At 41.5% G+C, this 19,618-nt stretch carries 11 protein-coding genes; 3 read left to right on the plus strand and 8 right to left on the minus strand.

Annotated features, from left to right (window positions below):
* Window positions 1-225 precede the first annotated feature (225 nt).
* Together RG47T_RS10960 and RG47T_RS10965 are read left to right on the plus strand one after the other, a co-directional pair.
* Entirely contained in the window at window positions 226-1,854 is a 1,629-nt protein-coding gene (locus RG47T_RS10960) for a GH35 family beta-galactosidase (protein ID WP_074489505.1), read from the plus strand.
* Between the two features lie 174 nt (window positions 1,855-2,028).
* Window positions 2,029-2,721, plus strand: a complete 693-nt coding sequence (locus RG47T_RS10965; RefSeq protein ID WP_074489506.1) for a hypothetical protein — start codon at window positions 2,029-2,031, stop codon at window positions 2,719-2,721.
* On the opposite strand, the gene RG47T_RS10970 is transcribed toward RG47T_RS10965, so the two are convergent.
* The 6 genes from RG47T_RS10970 to RG47T_RS10995 all read right to left on the minus strand — a co-directional run bounded on the left by RG47T_RS10970 (window position 2,710) and on the right by RG47T_RS10995 (window position 15,447).
* Entirely contained in the window at window positions 2,710-5,229 is a 2,520-nt protein-coding gene (locus tag RG47T_RS10970) for an MFS transporter (RefSeq protein WP_074489507.1), read from the minus strand. The two genes, RG47T_RS10965 and RG47T_RS10970, sit on opposite strands and share 12 nt — an antisense overlap.
* A 2-nt stretch (window positions 5,230-5,231) precedes the next feature.
* On the minus strand, window positions 5,232-7,868 hold the full coding sequence (locus RG47T_RS26975; RefSeq protein ID WP_074489508.1) for a TonB-dependent receptor plug domain-containing protein: 2,637 nt from the start codon (window positions 7,866-7,868) through the stop codon (window positions 5,232-5,234).
* Between the two features lies 1 nt (window position 7,869).
* Entirely contained in the window at window positions 7,870-10,935 is a 3,066-nt protein-coding gene (locus RG47T_RS10980; protein WP_074489509.1) for an nSTAND1 domain-containing NTPase, read from the minus strand.
* Between the two features lie 11 nt (window positions 10,936-10,946).
* On the minus strand, window positions 10,947-12,443 hold the full coding sequence (locus tag RG47T_RS10985; protein WP_074489510.1) for a DUF4062 domain-containing protein: 1,497 nt from the start codon (window positions 12,441-12,443) through the stop codon (window positions 10,947-10,949).
* Window positions 12,444-12,462: 19 nt separating this feature from the next.
* Window positions 12,463-14,397, minus strand: coding sequence for an NAD-binding protein (locus RG47T_RS10990; RefSeq protein WP_074489511.1), 1,935 nt, complete (start codon window positions 14,395-14,397; stop codon window positions 12,463-12,465).
* A 228-nt stretch (window positions 14,398-14,625) separates the two neighbouring features.
* Window positions 14,626-15,447 (minus strand): patatin-like phospholipase family protein, encoded by an 822-nt coding sequence (locus RG47T_RS10995; RefSeq protein ID WP_074489512.1) that lies wholly within the window; start codon window positions 15,445-15,447, stop codon window positions 14,626-14,628.
* Window positions 15,448-15,710: 263 nt separating this feature from the next.
* Between RG47T_RS10995 and RG47T_RS11000 the strand changes: the two genes are divergently transcribed.
* Window positions 15,711-16,484 carry an HAD-IIA family hydrolase gene (locus RG47T_RS11000; RefSeq protein WP_074489513.1) on the plus strand — a complete coding sequence of 258 codons (774 nt, stop codon included), beginning with the start codon at window positions 15,711-15,713 and terminating at the stop codon, window positions 16,482-16,484.
* Between the two features lie 132 nt (window positions 16,485-16,616).
* On the opposite strand, the gene RG47T_RS11005 is transcribed toward RG47T_RS11000, so the two are convergent.
* Both RG47T_RS11005 and RG47T_RS11010 read right to left on the minus strand, forming a co-directional pair.
* Entirely contained in the window at window positions 16,617-17,948 is a 1,332-nt protein-coding gene (locus tag RG47T_RS11005) for an SGNH/GDSL hydrolase family protein (RefSeq protein WP_074489514.1), read from the minus strand.
* Window positions 17,949-17,967: 19 nt separating this feature from the next.
* Window positions 17,968-19,191 carry an OmpP1/FadL family transporter gene (locus tag RG47T_RS11010; protein WP_074489515.1) on the minus strand — a complete coding sequence of 408 codons (1,224 nt, stop codon included), beginning with the start codon at window positions 19,189-19,191 and terminating at the stop codon, window positions 17,968-17,970.
* Window positions 19,192-19,618: the final 427 nt, after the last annotated feature.

Below are 19,618 nucleotides of genomic sequence, written 5' to 3' on the forward strand. Positions count from 1 at the left end.
CAAATAACTCAAATTAGAAGTAATTAGAATCATTGAACTATTATTGTTATAGTGGTATAAACAGGATGTATTCATTTTTAAACCAGGAACGATGACCCGCATATTTCAGAAAAAATAAACATGTCAGATTGTAGATTTACAGAATCGATTGCATTCAAGGCAATTATCATTTATCTTTCGGCACATCTTTAATCAAATCATTCCAAGTTATAACCTATCCTAAATATGAAACACGCATGCTTTTTTATTGCCTTGTGGTTGTTATGCATTACTAGCCTGCGGGCACAAAGCAGCGTTGAAAGTTCTATGCCACGTATTATTAAGTCTGGCAATAATTTTCAATTTATTGTAGACAATAAACCGTTCTTAATATTAGGCGGCGAACTCGGCAACTCCAGTGCATCCAGCAGCACCTATATGAAAACTATATGGCCAAAACTAAAGGCCATGCATCTAAATACAGTATTTGCCCCCGTATACTGGGAACTGATGGAACCTACAGAAGGAAATTTTGATTTTACCCTGGTTGATGATTTAATTATCAATGCCCGACTAAATAACATGAAACTGGCCTTGTTATGGTTTGGTACATGGAAAAATAGCATGTCGTGCTATGTGCCTGCCTGGGTTAAATTAAATTCGCAAAAATTTCCACGTATTGAAGATCGTTCCGGCAGTAAGCATGAGATTTTAAACCCGCTTAGCAAAAATAACCTTGAGGCAGATAAGCACGCCTATGTGAGGCTCTTACAGCATTTAAAAGATATCGACAGTAAAAATCATACTGTAATTATGATGCAGGTAGAAAACGAAATCGGGATGCTGCCTGATGCACGTAATCATGACGAGATAGCCAATAAAACATTTGAAGCTGCCATACCCGAAAAACTATCCACCTATTTAAAAAGCAACAGTACTACCCTATTGCCAGAAATCGACTCGGTATGGAAAGCAAATGGCAGCCAAACAGCTGGAAACTGGTCGAAAGTATTTGGGCAAAGTCTGGCTGCTGATGAAATTTTTATGGCCTGGCAGTTTGCAACCTTTGTAAACGAAATAGCTACTGCCGGCAAAAAGGTTTATAATCTGCCTGTATATTTAAATGCTGCGTTAAATAAGAAAGGTGCTAAACCGGGAGAATATCCAAGTGCAGGCCCGTTACCACACGTAATGGATATCTGGAAAGCAGGTGCACCATCAGTAGATATCCTTGCCCCCGATTTTTACAATCCCGATTTTAAATATTGGTGCGATCTTTACACCAGGCTTCCCAACCCGTTATTTACGCCCGAAATAAGATTTGAACAGGGTGTTGATGCTAAGGCATTTTTTGCTTTCGGCAATTATAACTGCTTAAGCTTTTCGCCTTTCTCTATAGAATCAACCAATACTCCTGCAAAAGAGCCTATTGGTAGGGCTTATGAGATTCTACAACAGCTTACACCGTTAATCACCAAATATCAGCCAAGGGCAGCAGTAAAAGGTTTCCTGATCGACAAAGCAAGTACAGTACAGCAAGTTACTTTAGGCAATTACATTTTAACGGCAACCCACGATTATAAATTAGGCTGGTCGCCGGAAGCAAAGAATGAAATATGGCCAGAAGCTGGTGTAATAATTATTGAAGTTTCGCCCAATGAGTATTACGTGGCAGGCACAGGTACCGTTATTACGTTTGAACCCGTAGATAAAACCAGGAAAGCCGGATTTTTAAGTATTGATGAGGGTTCTTTTATCAAAGACAAATGGGTGGAGCAACGCCGGATGAACGGAGATCAGGATCATCAGGGCCGGCATGTGCGGATACCTGTAAATGAATACAGTATCCAACATGTAATCATGTACACCTATTAATATACTACAACTAATTAAATTACCACTTTGCTCAATAATAACTCATTAAACAGTTACTATGTAAAAATTTAGTACCCTATTCTAAACTACTGGGATTATGTAGTTAAATTCCATATATTTATATCGTATATATTTGATAATCAACCAAAACCATAAGCTATCAACTTACACTGTATGGAAGCAGAAGTATTGACCCACAAAATAGTTTTTATCACTAATTTTAAAGAGGATAAAGCACTTATACAGGATATTTTGGATTTAACTGTCCCTAGTTACAAATCAAACATGCAGTTGATTGAAAGGGAAGTAAATCACAACAGGGATATTTATATTATTCGAGGTGAAGAACAAGAGCTGCTTGCCTTTTTTATGGTCAATTACGAGCCGGTTGATGGAGAATTTACTTATTACCTGGGTTTAAGCGCTTGTAGCGAAACTTATAAAGGCAAAGGTTTAGTTAAATCCCTATACCTGCAACTGATGCATGATTGCCGCCTGAAGGAACAAAATCAAGGTAAAAAAATAATGCTATGGTGGACAACCGCCACCCCAATTGTTTATTACTGGTTTAATAAACACGCTTACCTGGTTCAGCCCGATATGGAAGGTGCTTATAATGCAAAGGGTAAACAAATAGCAGAAAAAATAGTGGCAGAAAAATTTCCGACTACTATTAAAGATAGCCAGCATCCGTTTATATTACGCTCTGTAGCCACAGAAACCAATTACTCTGACCATGAAGTTAAACGGATAAGCGACGCATCTAAAAACCTTAACATGAATGTGTTTGAAAATTTCAATATCAACGAACAGCGAGGCGATCGGTTTTTAATGATCGGTTATGCACCGGATCACTCAGGATATTAGTAATGCCATTGCCAAACCGTCTATAATCACATTGTCTTCGGTACCCAAATTCATATTGATAAGATAAGGGTTGCTTTCTTTTTTGTTGATACCCGCTGTATTTGGTCTGCTTTTTTTAGCTAAGTACCAATTTAAGCCCCAATTGTACAAGCAGGCCACTTGCGCCTTATTAAGCTGATAACTACCAATTAGTTCATCAAACATTTTGTTTTTACCTGCCCCATGTCCTTTTTCTGTATTCATGAGTTCGGTAGCCCTTAAATTCAAATTCTTTAGTTTATTATGGCTAAAGGCATCCAATATTTTATTGTCGGCGGTTAGCGCGTAGTAATTGATTAAAGCAAGTTCTTTAATAGCCGGATTAATCAGCTTATAATCTTTCATTAAAATATCTTTTAATCGCCTTGCGCTGCCTAACGTATAAACTGAAAATACTTTTCTCAGGTTATCAATTTTCTGGTCAAAGGCAAGTGGTTCAAATGCGGGTACCAACAATATCTTTAGCCTGTTACTTAAAATATTATCCAGCAATTCGAGTGCAAAGAATTGATTTTCGGCACTCTGCCCCTCCCTGCCCATTATATCTGCAATTACCTGGATAGATGCAGGCTCGTAAATTAGTTTCAACAGTGCAAATAAAACTGCGCTTATTTTGGCTTCATGTAACTTAAGCTCGTAGGTAAGGCTTTGATTGTTGAGCCCGGCCAGGTCATATTCTGTGCTCATTACCCAAACCAGTTCCCGGGCAAAATCTTCGCATAAACTCTCAAAATAAAAAACATCAGCATCGGCCCTGTCACCTTTACTGTAAACAGATATCAACTCCAGTTTTAATTCCAGATCAGATATTTTCCAAAGCTCCTTAAACAAGCGCAAGTTGATAGCTGATGAACCCAAAAAACGGATAATACACAACCTGCTGAAAAAATTCTCATTCACAAAATAAGCATTAATCAGCTTACGGTGCAGCATCTCACTATCATCTGCCGCGTGGATAATTGAAGGATTATAAAACGAAATAGTACGCAAGGATAAACTGCTTTCATTAATAAGTTTAATGGCATTACCAATTACTTCCTGCATTAATGGATATGCCGTAGATGTTAAATCCGCATCAGCTACCGGCTCGTAATGATGTTTTACACTATATGCCGGGCTATCTGCTTTTGCATTGTATTTAAGCTGGTTAAGGTATTCCTTTATTTTTTTCTTGTAACTATCATAGAGTTTCAGGCTAATTACCAGCCACGTTACAAATGCAACAAAGCAGATGCCCGCAATGACGCTTAAAAACAACATCGGATCTTTAGATGAAAACAGGCGGGAAAATACAATGAGCAAAACACCGGTTAATACGGTAGAAACCTGGTTAAGTAAACCTTCAATATTGGCTTCTATCTGCATCCGCTCAGACCGGCTTGTTACCTGGTAAAGTACCTTGGTTGCCGGGGTAGATATCCCCTTACGGATTACGCGTTCGCTCCATTTTGCCAAAAAGATAAACGCCACCAAAAAAATGGAGTTTTGCAACACAAAGCCCGAGAAAAATGCCATCAGAAAACAACCGCTCAAAATAAGCGGAAGCAACAGAATACAAAACCTTATTCCCTTTGAGCTTAGCACCGAGCCAGACAATATTGAAAAGGTAAGCTCCCCTGTTTTAACAATAGTAAAAAATACGGATACAATGGCAGCAATTTCAATACTGGTTTCGGCAGCCATAAAACGCACAGATACGAGGTAGGCATAATCAACAAAATAAATGGCAGCTACAGAAAATACAGTTGCAGCAGCTATCAGTAAATAAAAGTTATCCCGTAAAAAGAATGCAATATTTATCTTTTTAGGGATACTGCCTGATACTGCCATAGCATCATTCAATTTTTCGCGACTATGTTTGTTTATAAAAAACAGAGGTATAAAAGTAAATAAAATGCATATCCCAGATATTAATAGCAGGTTTACAGTGGCGCCGGTAATGCGAATAATTCCGGGTGCTATCAGATAGGCCAATATAGATGCTACAATTTCGCCTGTACCCACCAATGCCAATAGGCGTTTGCTTTGCGCCAGGTTAAACATGCGGGCACAAATAGCAAAAAATCCCAACGAAAAAATAATGGTAAACGGCATATTGAACAGGAAACCAAGATAGGCCACATACACACCTAGCGCCGGGTTACTGCTATAACGCACAAAAGCAAAATAAATAAGGATACAAACCACACTAAAAGAGCCAATACTTTCGCAATAACTTCTGATAATGCTGGTATGCTTTTGCCTGTGTTGATATAATTTAATAAGAAAGAAACCTACAGTACCCGAAATAATGTAGGCATATGGCAGGTTAGATACACTGGTTTTTTGAATAAGAAAAGTATTAACCGCAACAAAATAAAACGATATAGATATGCCGGTAAATAACGACAGCAAAAACAACTGCCTGAAGGCTTGCTTTTCTTCGGGCTTGACAGCAATAAACCTGGATAAAGCTTTGAGCCCTTTCATAATCAGTTGCCCAGGTTAGCTATTAGTTTGAGAAAAACAATACGGCCCGGTTGAGGTACCCTTGAGCTTTGAACGCCACTTGCAGCCCTTACACCCGGCGAATAATATAGGATGTTGCCAATATTGGTTGAACTGCATTGAAAGGTTAACATTTTGGTTATGGCATAACTTGCAGCACCACTAAGTAGCGTATACCCCGGTGTTTCTGTATACGGGCTGCCACTAATGGTTGTATTTACACCCACCGGCTTATCGCCCACAAAGTTTGCCCGCAGGTTTAAATTAAGTTTATCATGCAGCGTGCGCCAGTTAACGCCGGCATTTGAAGAGAAGCTGGAAATATCACCAATCCTGACAAGTTTGCTTTCCCCATTGGTAGTAACCTGGCTTTTAGGATCTGTAAAGGTACAATTGGCATACAATGAAATATGGCTGGTAATGTAATGCTCTGCGGTAACCTGTACACCTTGTATGTGCGATTTACCGATAGCCTGGTATTGTGTAGTTTTTACGCCCAGCGTATCCACATTTACAGTACCCAATATATTACTGTAGCGTGCATTGTAATAGGCTACCTCAATATAACTTTTAACAAAAGGCGTAAACCTGGCAGTAAATTCAAGGTTTTTAACCCGCTCTGGGGTAAGCGTTGGGTTATTCACCAAACGGGCCGACGAGGTTGCAAATTTGTTATAGACCGATGCATCAAGAAACGCTTCGCTGTAAATAGCTTTAAAAACAAATTTACCGGGGTAATATACAGCCGAAAGACGTGGGTTAAATACGGTACCATAGCCATACTTGCCGTTGATCTGGTTATGATCCATACGGCCGCCTGCAGATAAGTTCAGTTTTCGTGGCCTATCCTGATAGCTGGCCTGCCCATATACACCGGCATCAAAAATGGAGTAATAATTGCCACCTTTGATACCCGCCGCCGTAACACCTGTATTAATAGGATCGGCAACAGCCGAATTTACATAATCGCCCTGAAACAGTCCATTACGTAGTTCGACACCCAAGTTTATGTCCGTTTTTTCGTTAATAACATAGTTTACCCTGTTCTCTGTACGAAACTGCTGCGATTGTTCTGAAAAATAGTTGGACTTAAAATAAGGTGTTGTGCCTGCCAAAAAATCCTGGAACCCAAGCCCGGCATTGGCATACCCATAATAACGGGTGGTAACCGAATTTTGGCCAAAATCACTTGTTCGGAAATAAGTAAAATCTGAGAAAGATAAACGCTCGGATAAATTACGATCATACCTCACGTATAAAAACTTCTGGCGCACTTCCCAATTGGTGAGGGCCGAACTTACTGCATAGTATTTATCATTGTAATCGGGCGATGCTCCTTCTGACCAGCGCTGATATTCGAGGCCAATCTTAAAATCGCCCATCTGTAATTTGGCCGAAATAAACCCATCTCTTACCGGGTCAGAAAACGCGGTGCTAATGCCATTGTAGCCTTTTTTGTAATTAGCCTGATCTAATGAATCGGCCCTTGAAATGGCTGCAGCAGTTGGCACTATCTGGGTACCGGCATTGTTAACTGTATAATATTTTCCGGTTGGGTCATAGGTTTTATACAGGTCTGCAGTTTTTTGCGAATAAGGCTGGGTAAATACGTTTTGATAGCGATTTGGGCCAAATTCGCTGGCAGTCCATTTACTATCCCAATCCGGGTAAGACGAAAGGTCGGTATCATCGGCATGATATAATCGACCGGTAACCGAGAAAAACAAATCCCGTTTTTTAACGGCTACTGTTACATCGCCATATTTTGAATTCATATTACCTGCCCCAAACTGGCCGGTAACCTTATACTGGGTTAATTTAGTAAGGTCTTCTCGTGTGTTCTCCTGCTTAAAATAATCATCGCCATTTTTAGTGATGATATTGATAACCCCCACAAATGCGTTGGCCCCATAAATGGTTGATGCCGGGCCGTAAATAACTTCTACCCGTTTAATATTGCTTAACGGATATTGCCGGGTAATAAATGCAGCATTAGACCACATTTCGTTATCCTCTACCCCATCTACCAGCAGTAAGGTACGGTCGGTATTGGCTGCGGTACGATAGCCACGCTGAAACATAGCCGAGTAGGTTAAGCCGGATGTACGGGAAATATCAAACCCAGGCAGGTCATGAAATAGTTGTTCAATATCGGTGTATCCCCTATCCAAAATGTCCTGGGCGGTAATAATATTAATAGTGGCCGGTGCATGGTCTATACTCTCTGCCTTTTTTGACACCGATGAGGTTAAATTAGCCTGCATTTGTGTGCGGATAAAATTTACCTGCATGCGAAAACGGTCGGGATCTCGCGCATCAACCTCAAAGTTACTTTTTAGGGAAAGCATTTTTTGAATCACGTCACTGGCATTAGCTGTCGAGTCCATCGCCAGGTACGACATCGCTATTAATCTATACGCCTGTACCTTTTCATCATAATTAAGCCCGCCCTTACTATTCAGGCAATAGTTTAGCCTGCTTATCGACTCATTAAATTTGCCAACATTATACAGGCCTTCTGCATCATTAATCGATGTAATGCCGCACTCCTGCGCAAATACACGGTTATATGCAGTTGATACGATAATAAGTAATAATACAATGTGTAATTTTTTAACCATATTATTTCTTGTTCTTTTTCAATTCTTTGAAAATACCGGCCATTGTAGCGTACCAGCCCATAATTCTTTTATCCTCACTTGCGGTATAAAGGTTTTCTCCGTTAGTACTGTAAGCAACTTTATAAACCCATTTAGTGTGGTTGCGCAGGGTTATAATATCATCTGTATTTCTGGATAGCATTACCGCACCTACATCTAATAATTTAACCGTTTGGTCGCTGCTGGCTGTAGCCAGCTGAATGCTGCCATCGGTAATACCGGGCCTAAATTGTATATCATTAATTGCCGATGCATGCAAGCTGAAGCTCACTTCTTTGCCGTCTGTCTTAATGTTTTTTAACCAAATGCCACCATCATAGGTCCCCGCAGCCAGGTAAGTATTGCTGGGGTCAACAGCCAGGCTTAGCACCTTGGCGTTAAGCCTGTATTCATTTGCCGGCTTGTCAGGGATATCGGCTACCGTTTTGTACAGGAATATATTGTTACCTGCCGTAAGGTAAATACCGTTATTGGTAGCTACAATGGCATCAAGGTTAAAAGAAGGTGTAAATTTTTTTGGTGCCAGGTTGTTATTGTTAAGTGCATATTCGGCGATACCTTTGTTACTAATGATCACCAATTCGCCTTTATCAAACAGTACCGATTTGCCAATGCCTTCAAATTTTATTCGCGATAGTTCTTTGATCGCATTACCGGATACCTGCAAGATAATAGCATTCCCTTCGGCTGTAAGCACCAGTATATTTGATGTGCCGGGGATAGGTGCAACAACGCGGGCATCCTCTTTGAGGTCGTAACTGGTAATGGGCTGTAGTATACCATTGTTGCCGTTCAGCAAAAACATACGGCCCGATTCATCTGCAGATATAAACTGATCTGCTTGTGGTAACGCTACAATGTTTCGCACCGGGTATTTGTGCAGCCCCAGCACATTTTTGTTGTTAATGCTGCTTACCCAGTTAAAGTAAAGTGCCGAGTAAATATCATTGCTTTGCAGTGGCCCTTTATTATCGTTGTTTAGTTGATAGGCTTTTAGTGCCCCCTGCCTGCTTTCCTCATTCTTATTGTCATTCAGCAATAACATTGATTCGTAGGCCAGGTTTCTTGATTCGGCCAGGTCACGCAATCGGGTTGATATTTGCTTTTGCTCTACCGCTACCTTCTCGTTAGCTACTGCTTTGCCGGTTTGTGTTTCGGCAATACCTTGTTGTTGCCTGGCCAGTTTGGCATTAGTCTCGGATATTACCTTTTGGCGCTCAGCGTATGATTTTTGCTGCTCGGCAATAGTTTTTTGTAACAGGGCGTTTTTCTCGCTTACCTCAGATTTTTTCTTGGCACCTTCGGCTATAGATTTCTGCTCCAGGGCCACTTCTTTACTTTGCTCGGCCAGCCGTTGCTGGTCTACAGCTATTTTACGTTGTAGCAAAGCCTGTTTACGCTGGCTTTGTGCTTCCTTACTTTTCTTCTCGGCTATTTTAGTTTGCCGTGTGGCCAAATTTCTAAGCTGAAAAGAATAAATGGACAGCATAAATGCAGCCAGTGCTATAATGGAAATGATAACGGTAATACGGCGCGCACGGCGCAGGCTTTGCTTTTGCGCCAACTCCTTATAGGTAAGCTCCAGTTCGTATTCCTGCTTGCTATGTTCCAGAAAAATGATAGCTTTTTCAAATAAACTATTGTAGCGTGCAGCCCAGGTTGCGTTAGGGTTATTTTCTTCTTTCCATTTCCAAGCTACCTGTAATTCGGGATCTCTAAGTAAACCACCCTTGCCGGTTTCATACAAGTCTGCCGCTTCGCACAGGCGTAAGTAAATCTCGGCAGATTGGTTTTCCTCGTCAACCCATAATATCAGCCTGTCCCAAACCCGCATTAAGCTCTCGTGCGAAATATCGATAATAGAATCATCAGAGAGTTCGATACCTTGTGGCGGCATTAAAAAGGCCCGGCCATTTTTTCTGAAGATATCAATTACGGCAATTACATCGGTTGACTGTGCCCCTGCCAGTTCACTGATCTCAGCAAGCTTTCGCGGGCGCCTGATGCCAGTTACACTAAAACCCTTATCTGTAATGGCTTTAAACATCACCTCGCAAATCTGCCTTTCGCCGGTAGTTTTTAACTCGGCATAAGCTTCTTCTGCATGCTGCGAAAGTGCATGAGCCATGGTGCCAATATGTTCGTAATTATTTACGTCTATCGGTTCCGGGTCGTTTGATTCCTGGTTTTCTCCATACCAGTTTTCCCAGGTGCGCATTAATGCATGCTGTAATATAGGCAGTTGATCGGGGTTGTCGCCTACATCGTTAAGCAACTGGTTTAGCAAGCGTGGCGACATGGTTGCACCGCCTACAGCAACCGGGCCGGTAATGGCCTCACGCCTTTCTTCCCTCGTCATGCGCGGCACCAGGTACTGGCCTTCATTAATGGCCTCTGGCAAGCCCCTAAACTGGGTACACTCACCCAAAAAGTCCGATCGCATGGTAAATACGATGTATATCGGTACTTCTTTCTGTTCGGCGGCTTTAATCAGCAGGTTAATAAAAGCTACAGAATCGCGACGGCCTTCCATGGCCTTTTTTTCATAGCTGCTAAAGCGGAACAGTTCTTCAAACTGATCTACCAGGATCAGTAAATTTTGACGGGGATTAAGCCCTGCCTGCTTGTAAGCCTCTATTAAGCCAAAATTACTCCTGCGAAGTGTGCTTTCGGTAATGGATGTATATAAAAGATTTTCTTCGGTAGTTTGATTTTCATACAGTACCGAATTGACTAAAGCATTGGCCATATTACCTATAGGGTCATTCCCCGGCCTTAATGAACAGATCTTCCACTGAGAACCAGCGCCAGACATAAACCCACTGTGCAAAGCGGGTATTAGCCCTGATTTGACCAGGGATGATTTACCGCTGCCCGATGAGCCGATAACACTTAGAAAACGTACAAGGCGTAGTTTTTTCAATAGTTCGTCTACCTGTTTTTCACGCCCGAAAAACAGGATATCTTCATGCTCTTCAAATGCACGAAGACCAGGGAAAGGATTTATGAACGCGGTATTGTCTATCATAACTGCCTCTGTTAAATCCTGGATAAAAGTTTTTTCAACTGCTCTTCCGGGAAGCTTTGCATCCCGTTAATGACTTCGGCCTCCAATGTTCTGAAACGCTGTTTAGATGCATTATCCGGCTGGGCTATAAATACGCCTTTTAGCGCCAGTGGGTCTGTGCGGCCATACCCGCTTATCTTCATAAAATCGCGCATTTTAGATCGCAGCCATAGTTCATTGGCATTGCTGTAAAATATAATTGCAGCCTTACAGGCTTTTAAGTTCTCGATATGATCTTCCCTGATGTCAGATTCTTCACCATCAAAAATGGGGATCACTACCTCGTAGCCATTATCAAATAAATAATCTTCCAGCGGTTTAATGGCATCCATATCCAGCATATCACAAATCAGATAAACTATTTTTGTGGTTATTTCATCTGGTTCAGGGTCAGCCTTTTTGGTTTCTTGCTTTTGCTTAATTGAGTTAAGCTTATCTATAACAATGCTCTTAAATTCTTCGAGATTACCTTGTATCAGATCGGCGCCTGTTACGCCATCACGCCCCCTGCTTAATTTATCAATAAAAGACACCTGCCGGTCGTCAACAGGTTCGCAATTTTCTGGCACCCAGATAAGCCGGGGCATGTTGGTTGCCGAACTGTGGGCCGAAGCCACGTCATTTTGTATCTCTACTATTGATTTTTGTGCCCCTTCGGGTACTATGCCATAGTTTTCGCCTATAAGGTGTATCGATAAACTCGAATTATCTAAATACTGGCCAATGCTTTCACTCAATGGCAATGCCATCAGCGGCAACTGTTTATCGGGATATACCTGGTAACCATAGTCTTGCAGTTCGCGTTTCAGGCTATCGCGAAACTCCTGGGTATCGTAGCTGGATTCACTTAAAAATATTTTGTCTTGTTCTTTTTTACCTGTGGGCGCAGCTATCGTCTGCTTGCCCGATTGCTCCGCAGGGTTCTCTACACTCTCCAGAAAAGCGCAGATGTCATGCGCCAGATCATCCAGCTTATCCCAATAGGCTGTTTCTATATGCTGGCCAAATGATTGGGAAAGTTCTTTAATACGGCCAGTAGCCGGGTCGGTATTGTAAAATTCATACCCCAAAACGTTATGTATCTTTTCGGGGTGCTGCTCAATCCTCACCGGGGTTTTAATAATTTTAAATATCCGCGATTTATTGTGAATGTTAAAGCCTATGTTTTGCTGGCAGGCATCATAAAATTCATTTACCTCCCTTACGCACCATTCAGATTTTACATACCGGGGGGTAAGGATAGAGATCATGATAGCGACGTTAGAAAACTGATCAATGATCTGTTTATCAAACACGTGATTACCTTGCAAGGCAGGGTCGCGCCAAATAACAGGTCTCCGGCCAAGCAATTGTGCCAGCCTGATATCCAGCGCCCTGTGAAAATCCGTGATCCATCCTTTCTGATTGGCGATCAGGGCCTCATCATCTATGTGCGCATAACTGATAAATAGATCCGTTGTAAAATTCATATGATCAATACCTTACGGCCTAATTATTTTTAATTGAATTAAGCAATGGTAACAGTAAAAAAAAGTTAAGATCCTTTTCCTGATTTAAATCGTCCAGCTTATCAAAAGGAATAATCTGGTCATGTATTTTTAAAATATCCTTTAATATAAAGCGCTCGTCTTTATTATCCGGCAGCGGGCCATATTTAAAGTTGAACACTATTTTCTCAGCGCTCCAGCGTTTATGCTCCATTGGGGCCAGCTTTGGGAAAAACAGTTGTATATTTTGGCGGTTAAGCGGCCAGCATCCCATGCGTTTTAATGATGATACCTTAAAAGCAATTTGGCGGGCGGCATATCTGTTCGAATCCTTTTTACGGTGCGATAAAACATTCCAGCGTTTTTGGATAGAGAACCGGGCCTTTAATTCACTGTAGTTTGCTGAAGTTTTAGCTGTTAAATATTTAAGTACATAGTCTTCTATCACTTTTTCATTGATGCTATCCAGCGTCTCGGGCATGGATACGATATCATGCTCTAAAGCCGCAATAACATCAGCAGCATTATTTAAATTATACTTCTGCTTTAACTCGCCGGCAAACTCATACTTTAAAGCGTAGTAGTAATTAATGATCCTCGAGAGCTTATCTGTCAAAGCCGATTCTTCAATAATGGTATCACTGGTACAGGTATCACTAATTAACTTTACCTGGTGGATGTTAAGTTGCTGACTGAATACACTTTTAATGCCGCCTTTGTAATCGTGGTCTGCATCTAATAGATTAATGATCTCCGCATCTTCGGGCAGGCAAATCACAACTGGAATCTGTGAAATGCTGAGTGTTTGCGCATAAAAAAACTGTCTTAAATTGGTAGATGCGGTAAGCAGTGCGGCATCAGAATCACCAAACATATAAGCAATTTTAACCTTGCTTATCTTTTCAATTTCTTTTTTAGACCAGGCAAAGTTTGCGTAAAAACTGGTATTTAAAAGCTTTACAGGAACCAGGTCTATGTATTCATTATAAAAAGGATACTTGTAAGCAAAATGACTTACTGCTGTATCGGCGTTCTTATCCAGCAGATAAATGGTCAAATTGGTCATTGCTGGAGAATGGCTTAAGATGATATTCTCTAACAGGAAGTTTTCTGCTACCTGGTTAAAACCTACTATTGCAATTGCCTGTTCTTCTTCTTTTTCGTTATCTGTAACATAAGCATGCGGCGGAAACTGATCGTAGATTTTTCGGGCGGCAAGCTGGTATACATTAAATGTTTCCAAGTCATAATGCTCATGTTTATTGTTAATATCCAAATAGTCTTTCAACACATTGATATTATCGGTTTTATGAATGTGGACTAACATCTTGGTAACCCGGCCAGATGGTTTTCCATGCAGATAAGCGATGAGGCTATTAACGAGTTTAATGTTATGCGCATCATCGGCCTCTGCCAAAACACATACAGAAGCATGGCTTATGAAAGAGTTTTCAAACTCTGTGTTGATATCCTTTTCGGCCAATACTACCCCACCCTTCTTTTTAATTTCAGAAGAAAAATGATCATCTTTTTTTTCAATTACAATTACCTTGTAACCATTTTTAAGCAATTCGAGCGCTATTTTACGGCCAATTTGCGATAATGAAAATACAACGATATGATCCCGGTAGGTTAACCTGATTTTAACAACTAAATAAGCCTTGTAAATTTTACTGAATATGAGCGAAAATATACTGACTATAAATACTGCAGCAGCTAAATATGCTGCTATTAAAACCAATACATTATCAACTTTGGCGCTTACATGGTGAAAAAAGAAAAGGCCTAATGCCGAATAAGCAGCGCCCCAGAAATTAAACTCGTGCCCTAACTCCTGGTAATACCCGGTTATGGCTAATACAAATACGGCTAATACGGCTAATACAACTAATAACGGATGAATTTTTACGGGCTTGACAGAATGGTCGGCGCTCATTGCTTAAGTAATAGATAAATGTGATAATGTTAACAACGTAATGGGCACTAAGCAGTGCCACAAAAACGGTATTAAGATATGGAAAAAATTACATTTATGTGTTTAAATACTGTTACAATGGTAGTTTAGAGTCTTTTACCTTTTAGGATAGGCAGATAAAACAAAGGCACAATCCTCTATTTTATACTGAAACGCAATTTTCTTAGCTATTAATTAGATAACAGATCACTAAATCAAATTTTCACCTTTTTGCTCAAGCAATATCTCTTTAATTTTCTCGTTCCCTTCAATGGTTTTTAAACCTTCTTCGTACCCAATCATAAAGATTTCCTCTGCTGCTGCGGTATCAAATATGCCATAGCCACCCAATCCATGTGGTTCAATAATTACATCACACAAGCTTTTATGCACATTGAGGCTCGAGTTGATGGCTATCATTGCGGCCCTGTCAATCAAATTACCAAAAGATTTAATCTCTTTAACTACCGGCAAATGATTGCATGACGAGCCGATAATGAGGTCGCAGTTACCTACCAGAGGTTCCACCGGGAAATTATTAAGTATACCACCATCAACATACATGTGGTTATTAATAATGATGGGCCTGAAAATACCCGGCAAACAACAAGAAGCTAAAATGGCCATATCAAGGTCGCCATCGGTGAAGTATACCAACCTACCTTCGCCCAGGTCAACTGCAGCTATAGTAACCTGTGTGTTAAGTTTTTGAAATGAATTATGCGGAATATATTTATCAATTAAAACACGTGCTTTTAATATCGAGATTAAACCTGTACTACCGAGCGAAGGGCGTAATAACGTTAGCAGTTTGGTATCCCTGATGATTTGTACAATTTCTTTTGGCGCATATCCTGCGGCAAAAAAAGCAGCGGCAATTGCACCCGCGCTGGTACCGGATATATGAGAAAATTGAATACCATGATCTGTTAATGCCTGTATTACGCCTAAATGCGACACTCCTCTTACCCCGCCTCCGGATAATGCCAACCCAATTTTCCGGATTTTACTTTGATCTGTACCTGAATTCATTAGCTTATTTATAATTTGAAGATATGACTTAAATACCAACGCTAAAGTTTAAATTAATAAAAGGCATCGGGATTTAAGCTTCTATAAATTTACAAATTAGATAATAACTGCTTTAAGCAGGCAACATCTTACGGCATGGTGATATCACATCTATTTTTAATACGTATAGTTGCGTCAAGAAAAACCCGGAGCAAGAATAACTTGTTGTTAATCTTATACGGAATTGATACTTTGCTCCGAACCTTAAATATTAAACAACACTTATGAAACAAGGACTTTTAATTGATATGGATGGCGTTATTTACAGCGGCGAAGAGATGATATTTGGTGCTGATAAATTTATAAAACACCTTCTTGATAACGATATACCTTTTGCCTTTATGACTAACAACAGCCAGCGCACAAGCCTGGAGGTGGTGAGAAAGCTGAAACGGCTTGGCATTACTGTAGAAACCAAACATGTTTATACCAGCGCTATGGCAACCGGCAAGTTTTTGGGCGATCAGAGCCCTAACGGAACAGCCTATGTGCTGGGCGAAGGTGGTTTATTAACCAGCCTGCACGAAAACGGCATAACCCTGGTGGATAGTGACCCCGAGTTTGTAGTGCTGGGCGAAGGCCGCAACTTTACTTTAGAAATGGTACAGCGCGCTGTAGATATGATATTGGCAGGTGCCAAGTTTATTACCACCAACCGCGACCCATCACCCAAAAAACCGGGATGGAACAACCTGGGCATTGCAGCTACCACAGCCATGATTGAAGAAGCAACCGGCCGTAAAGCATTTGTAACCGGCAAACCCAGCCCTGTAATGATGCGTTCGGCACGTAAGTTTCTGGGGTTGGAAACAGCCGAAACCACCGTTATTGGCGATACCATGGAAACCGACATACAAGGAGGCGTACAAATGGGTTACAAAACTATCCTGGTACTCTCTGGCATAAGCGACCAAAACCAGCTGAGCCATTATGCTTTTAAGCCCGATATGGTGGCTGGTTCGGTCGATAAAATCACTTTCCCTTTAAAATGGTGGTAATTTAGAATCAAGAGACAAGAATCAAGACTTTGTTATAATACGTAAGGCTACCTTTTGGGTAGCCTTACGTATTTATATTATTTCATTAATCTGTATCATGTAGTTAATGACTACCGACCCATAAACTAAAAACTACGGAAACTTAACGCCCCTGTAATTAGCCACATTGGCCAATGGGATGTTAGAACCATATTGGGTATTGATGGCTTTGATAAACTCATTAGCAACTACAGAATATCCTCTTGGCGTTAAATGTACGCCATCCAGCGAGAAGATCCCGCCGCTGATGTAGGCAGAGCTCAGGCTCACCCCGTCTACCACCAAACCATGCGCCTTTAAATTGTTTAAAAAGGTATACATATCATTCACTGCTATGTTTTTTGAGGCCGCTACCGATTTTATGGTATTGTTGTAAGCAATTACATAATCTTTGGTTAAGGCTACTTCATTCGCATCCAGTACATACTGGTTCTCTATCGGGCTGTAGGGGGTTAAGCCATAAGGCAGCATACCGGCAGGGGTAGATACCAAAGTACCGATCTTTGCTGTCGGGAAGGTCAGCACGATCAGGTCATTTGCCGTAGCAGGCCTGGCGGCATAGGTAGTGCCTGCTGCCGTGGCATCGCTTTTGGCATTGATAAACAAAGCCTGCACCGCTGGGTTGGCTTTTTGCACACCGGCAAGGATGGCAGCCACAGTTACCGTGTTAAAGTATGGGATCGACGTTACATCGGGGATGGTAGCCACCACGCCTTTCTGTCCGCTGGCAGTTAGTTTGGTCATTACGGCACTGTACAGGGCAGCGAAAGTACCTTTATCGGTCAGCAAATCACCTGCACCACCCGAGGTGGCATAACCCAGCGCATCATTATTACCCAGCCAGTTTGAGAAAAAAGTAAAAGGCTTGGCTGTGATGAAATCCAGGTATGCGGTATTGTGGGTGCCTTCGGCTCCGGTAAGCAGTCTTTCGTAAAAACCGTTGAGGTTGCCATAGCTGGCTAAGGTTACGTGTAGTAGTTTAATACCCGGTACACCATAGTTGTTTAAATCGGTACCTGTGTATTTGGCATACGTAATTACATTACCAAAGCCGGGGATAGCCGTTTGCCCGGTTACCGCTAAATTGGTGGTTACCGATGCCGTGATCGGCGAGCCGGTGGCGGTAAAGCCGGTTAATTGTAAATAACCCGAGCCGTTAGCCTGGGCATCTGCAAACAAAGGCTGGGTGAAGCTACCGCCACCTACCGATGCCATTTGTTTGGCAATGATAGATGGGTAAGAGTTTTGCTGCCCTTCCAGGTACAGGCCGCCATCGGCATAACCTGCCGTCAGCGAGTTGCCTACCGAAATGTATCTCGAAAAATCGGCCGAGCCGTGGCTTGGCGCCGGTGTTTGTACGCTGGGTTTACAGGCATAAAGGCCGGTAAGCAGCAGTATATATAAGTATAGTTTAAAGTTTTTCATCTAATTAAATAATAAGGGTTTACCAATGATAAGCTAATGATACGCCGGGGATATAAACATGTGTTTTAAACGTACCCGATAGTTGCGATTCGATATTGGTTTGGGTACGCGACAGGAGTTTCTCATACTCGAATGATACATCCAGATCTAAACGACTGGCCAGTTTATAGCCCAGGCCACCGGTAAAATAATAACGGTTAGCATCCGGTGCTTCGGGTGTTACATAACCATCTAAAACGGCGGTTGTGGCATAACCACCACCGGCACGTAAAAACAGCTTATCAGAAGCGGCATATTGCGCACCGCCTCTTAAACTTACCGCATCCTTATAATTGCGGGGCGAGTAGGTATCCTGTAAGGTTGCGGTATTCTGCGCATAATCAAAGGCCAATACTTTATATACACTCCAATGCACATAATTTACATCGGCTGCCAGGGTCCACCTTTTAGACGGATAAAAACCAAAGCCTAAAGAGGTTGTTGACGGCAGCGGGATACTAGCTGTAAAAGTATTGGGCTGCGGGAAATTTGCTGCCAGTGATGGCGCTACACCAAAAATGGCGTTGCCATTTTTAATGGTGGTATTCACCTTAGAGCGGTAATCGATACCAACCGTTATACCCGATTCTGTTTTGAAAAAGATACCGGCATTCCAGCCATAGCCATGGCCGGTGCCTTTCAGGCGGGCCTGGCCGTCGTTGCCGTTCGCATCGGATACCGGGATGGCCCTGGTTAAATCCACGCTGCCTATATTGTATACAAAACCACCGCCGATGCTTACAAAGTCGGCCAGCTTGATACTTAAGGTAGGTTGGATGTAAATGGCTTTCAGGTTAAGGCTTTCCAACGCGTACTTTCCCTGCCACTGGTTGCCCCAGTCGGTTAAACCGCCAAAGGGTGTGTATACACCTACACCAAATTTCCACCAGTTGCTTTTAGGGCCCCATACCGCGTAAAAGCTAAATGGTGTTGCAATTTTGTTTTTGGTGTAAAACTGGTCGTTGCTGCCCGAGGGATTAAAAACCGATTTGAAAATTAACGGGCTTATCCCACCCTGGATATAGTTTTGGGGCAGCATGGCCATGGCCCCCGGATTGAAAAATACAGAGGCACCATCTTGTAATAACCCCGTGCCGGTATGCCCCATACCGATCTGTTTCTGGCCCTCTAAATTGACCTGGAAGCCTTGTGCAAACGAAAGTGCAGGCAGGCATGCCAGCAGCACTAGTAATAGTTTTCTCATAATAAATTGGTTAGGCTATTTGTTGCTTATAATTGGTTTTTGTAGCAAACAACGCTTCAGATAAAATTAGGTTCATTAAACATCAAAAAAAGGGTCGTACTGCGGAGATATTAGTCAAAAAGTCGGAATTTGGAAATATAGGGTATAAAATGACCATTGGACAAATTATTTAGGCATCTAACATGCCAATACTTTAAAGTCAGATCACTGACGACAAGTTGTTACCAATATGACTTTAAAGTACGAAAAAGTGGAACATATTATGAATAAAAATATCATTGCAAAATTCTAATAGTCAATTATTTACATAATAAAATATAGTAACTCAATGACTTTTAAGTCTGCAATATGGAACAGGTGGAACATGTGGAAAGTTCCACCAATCTGCAATTCCATTTTTCGGAAATTCGGCAGAATTAAATATGTT

The organism is Mucilaginibacter polytrichastri (assembly GCF_001911425.1).
Lineage (GTDB): Bacteria > Bacteroidota > Bacteroidia > Sphingobacteriales > Sphingobacteriaceae > Mucilaginibacter > Mucilaginibacter polytrichastri.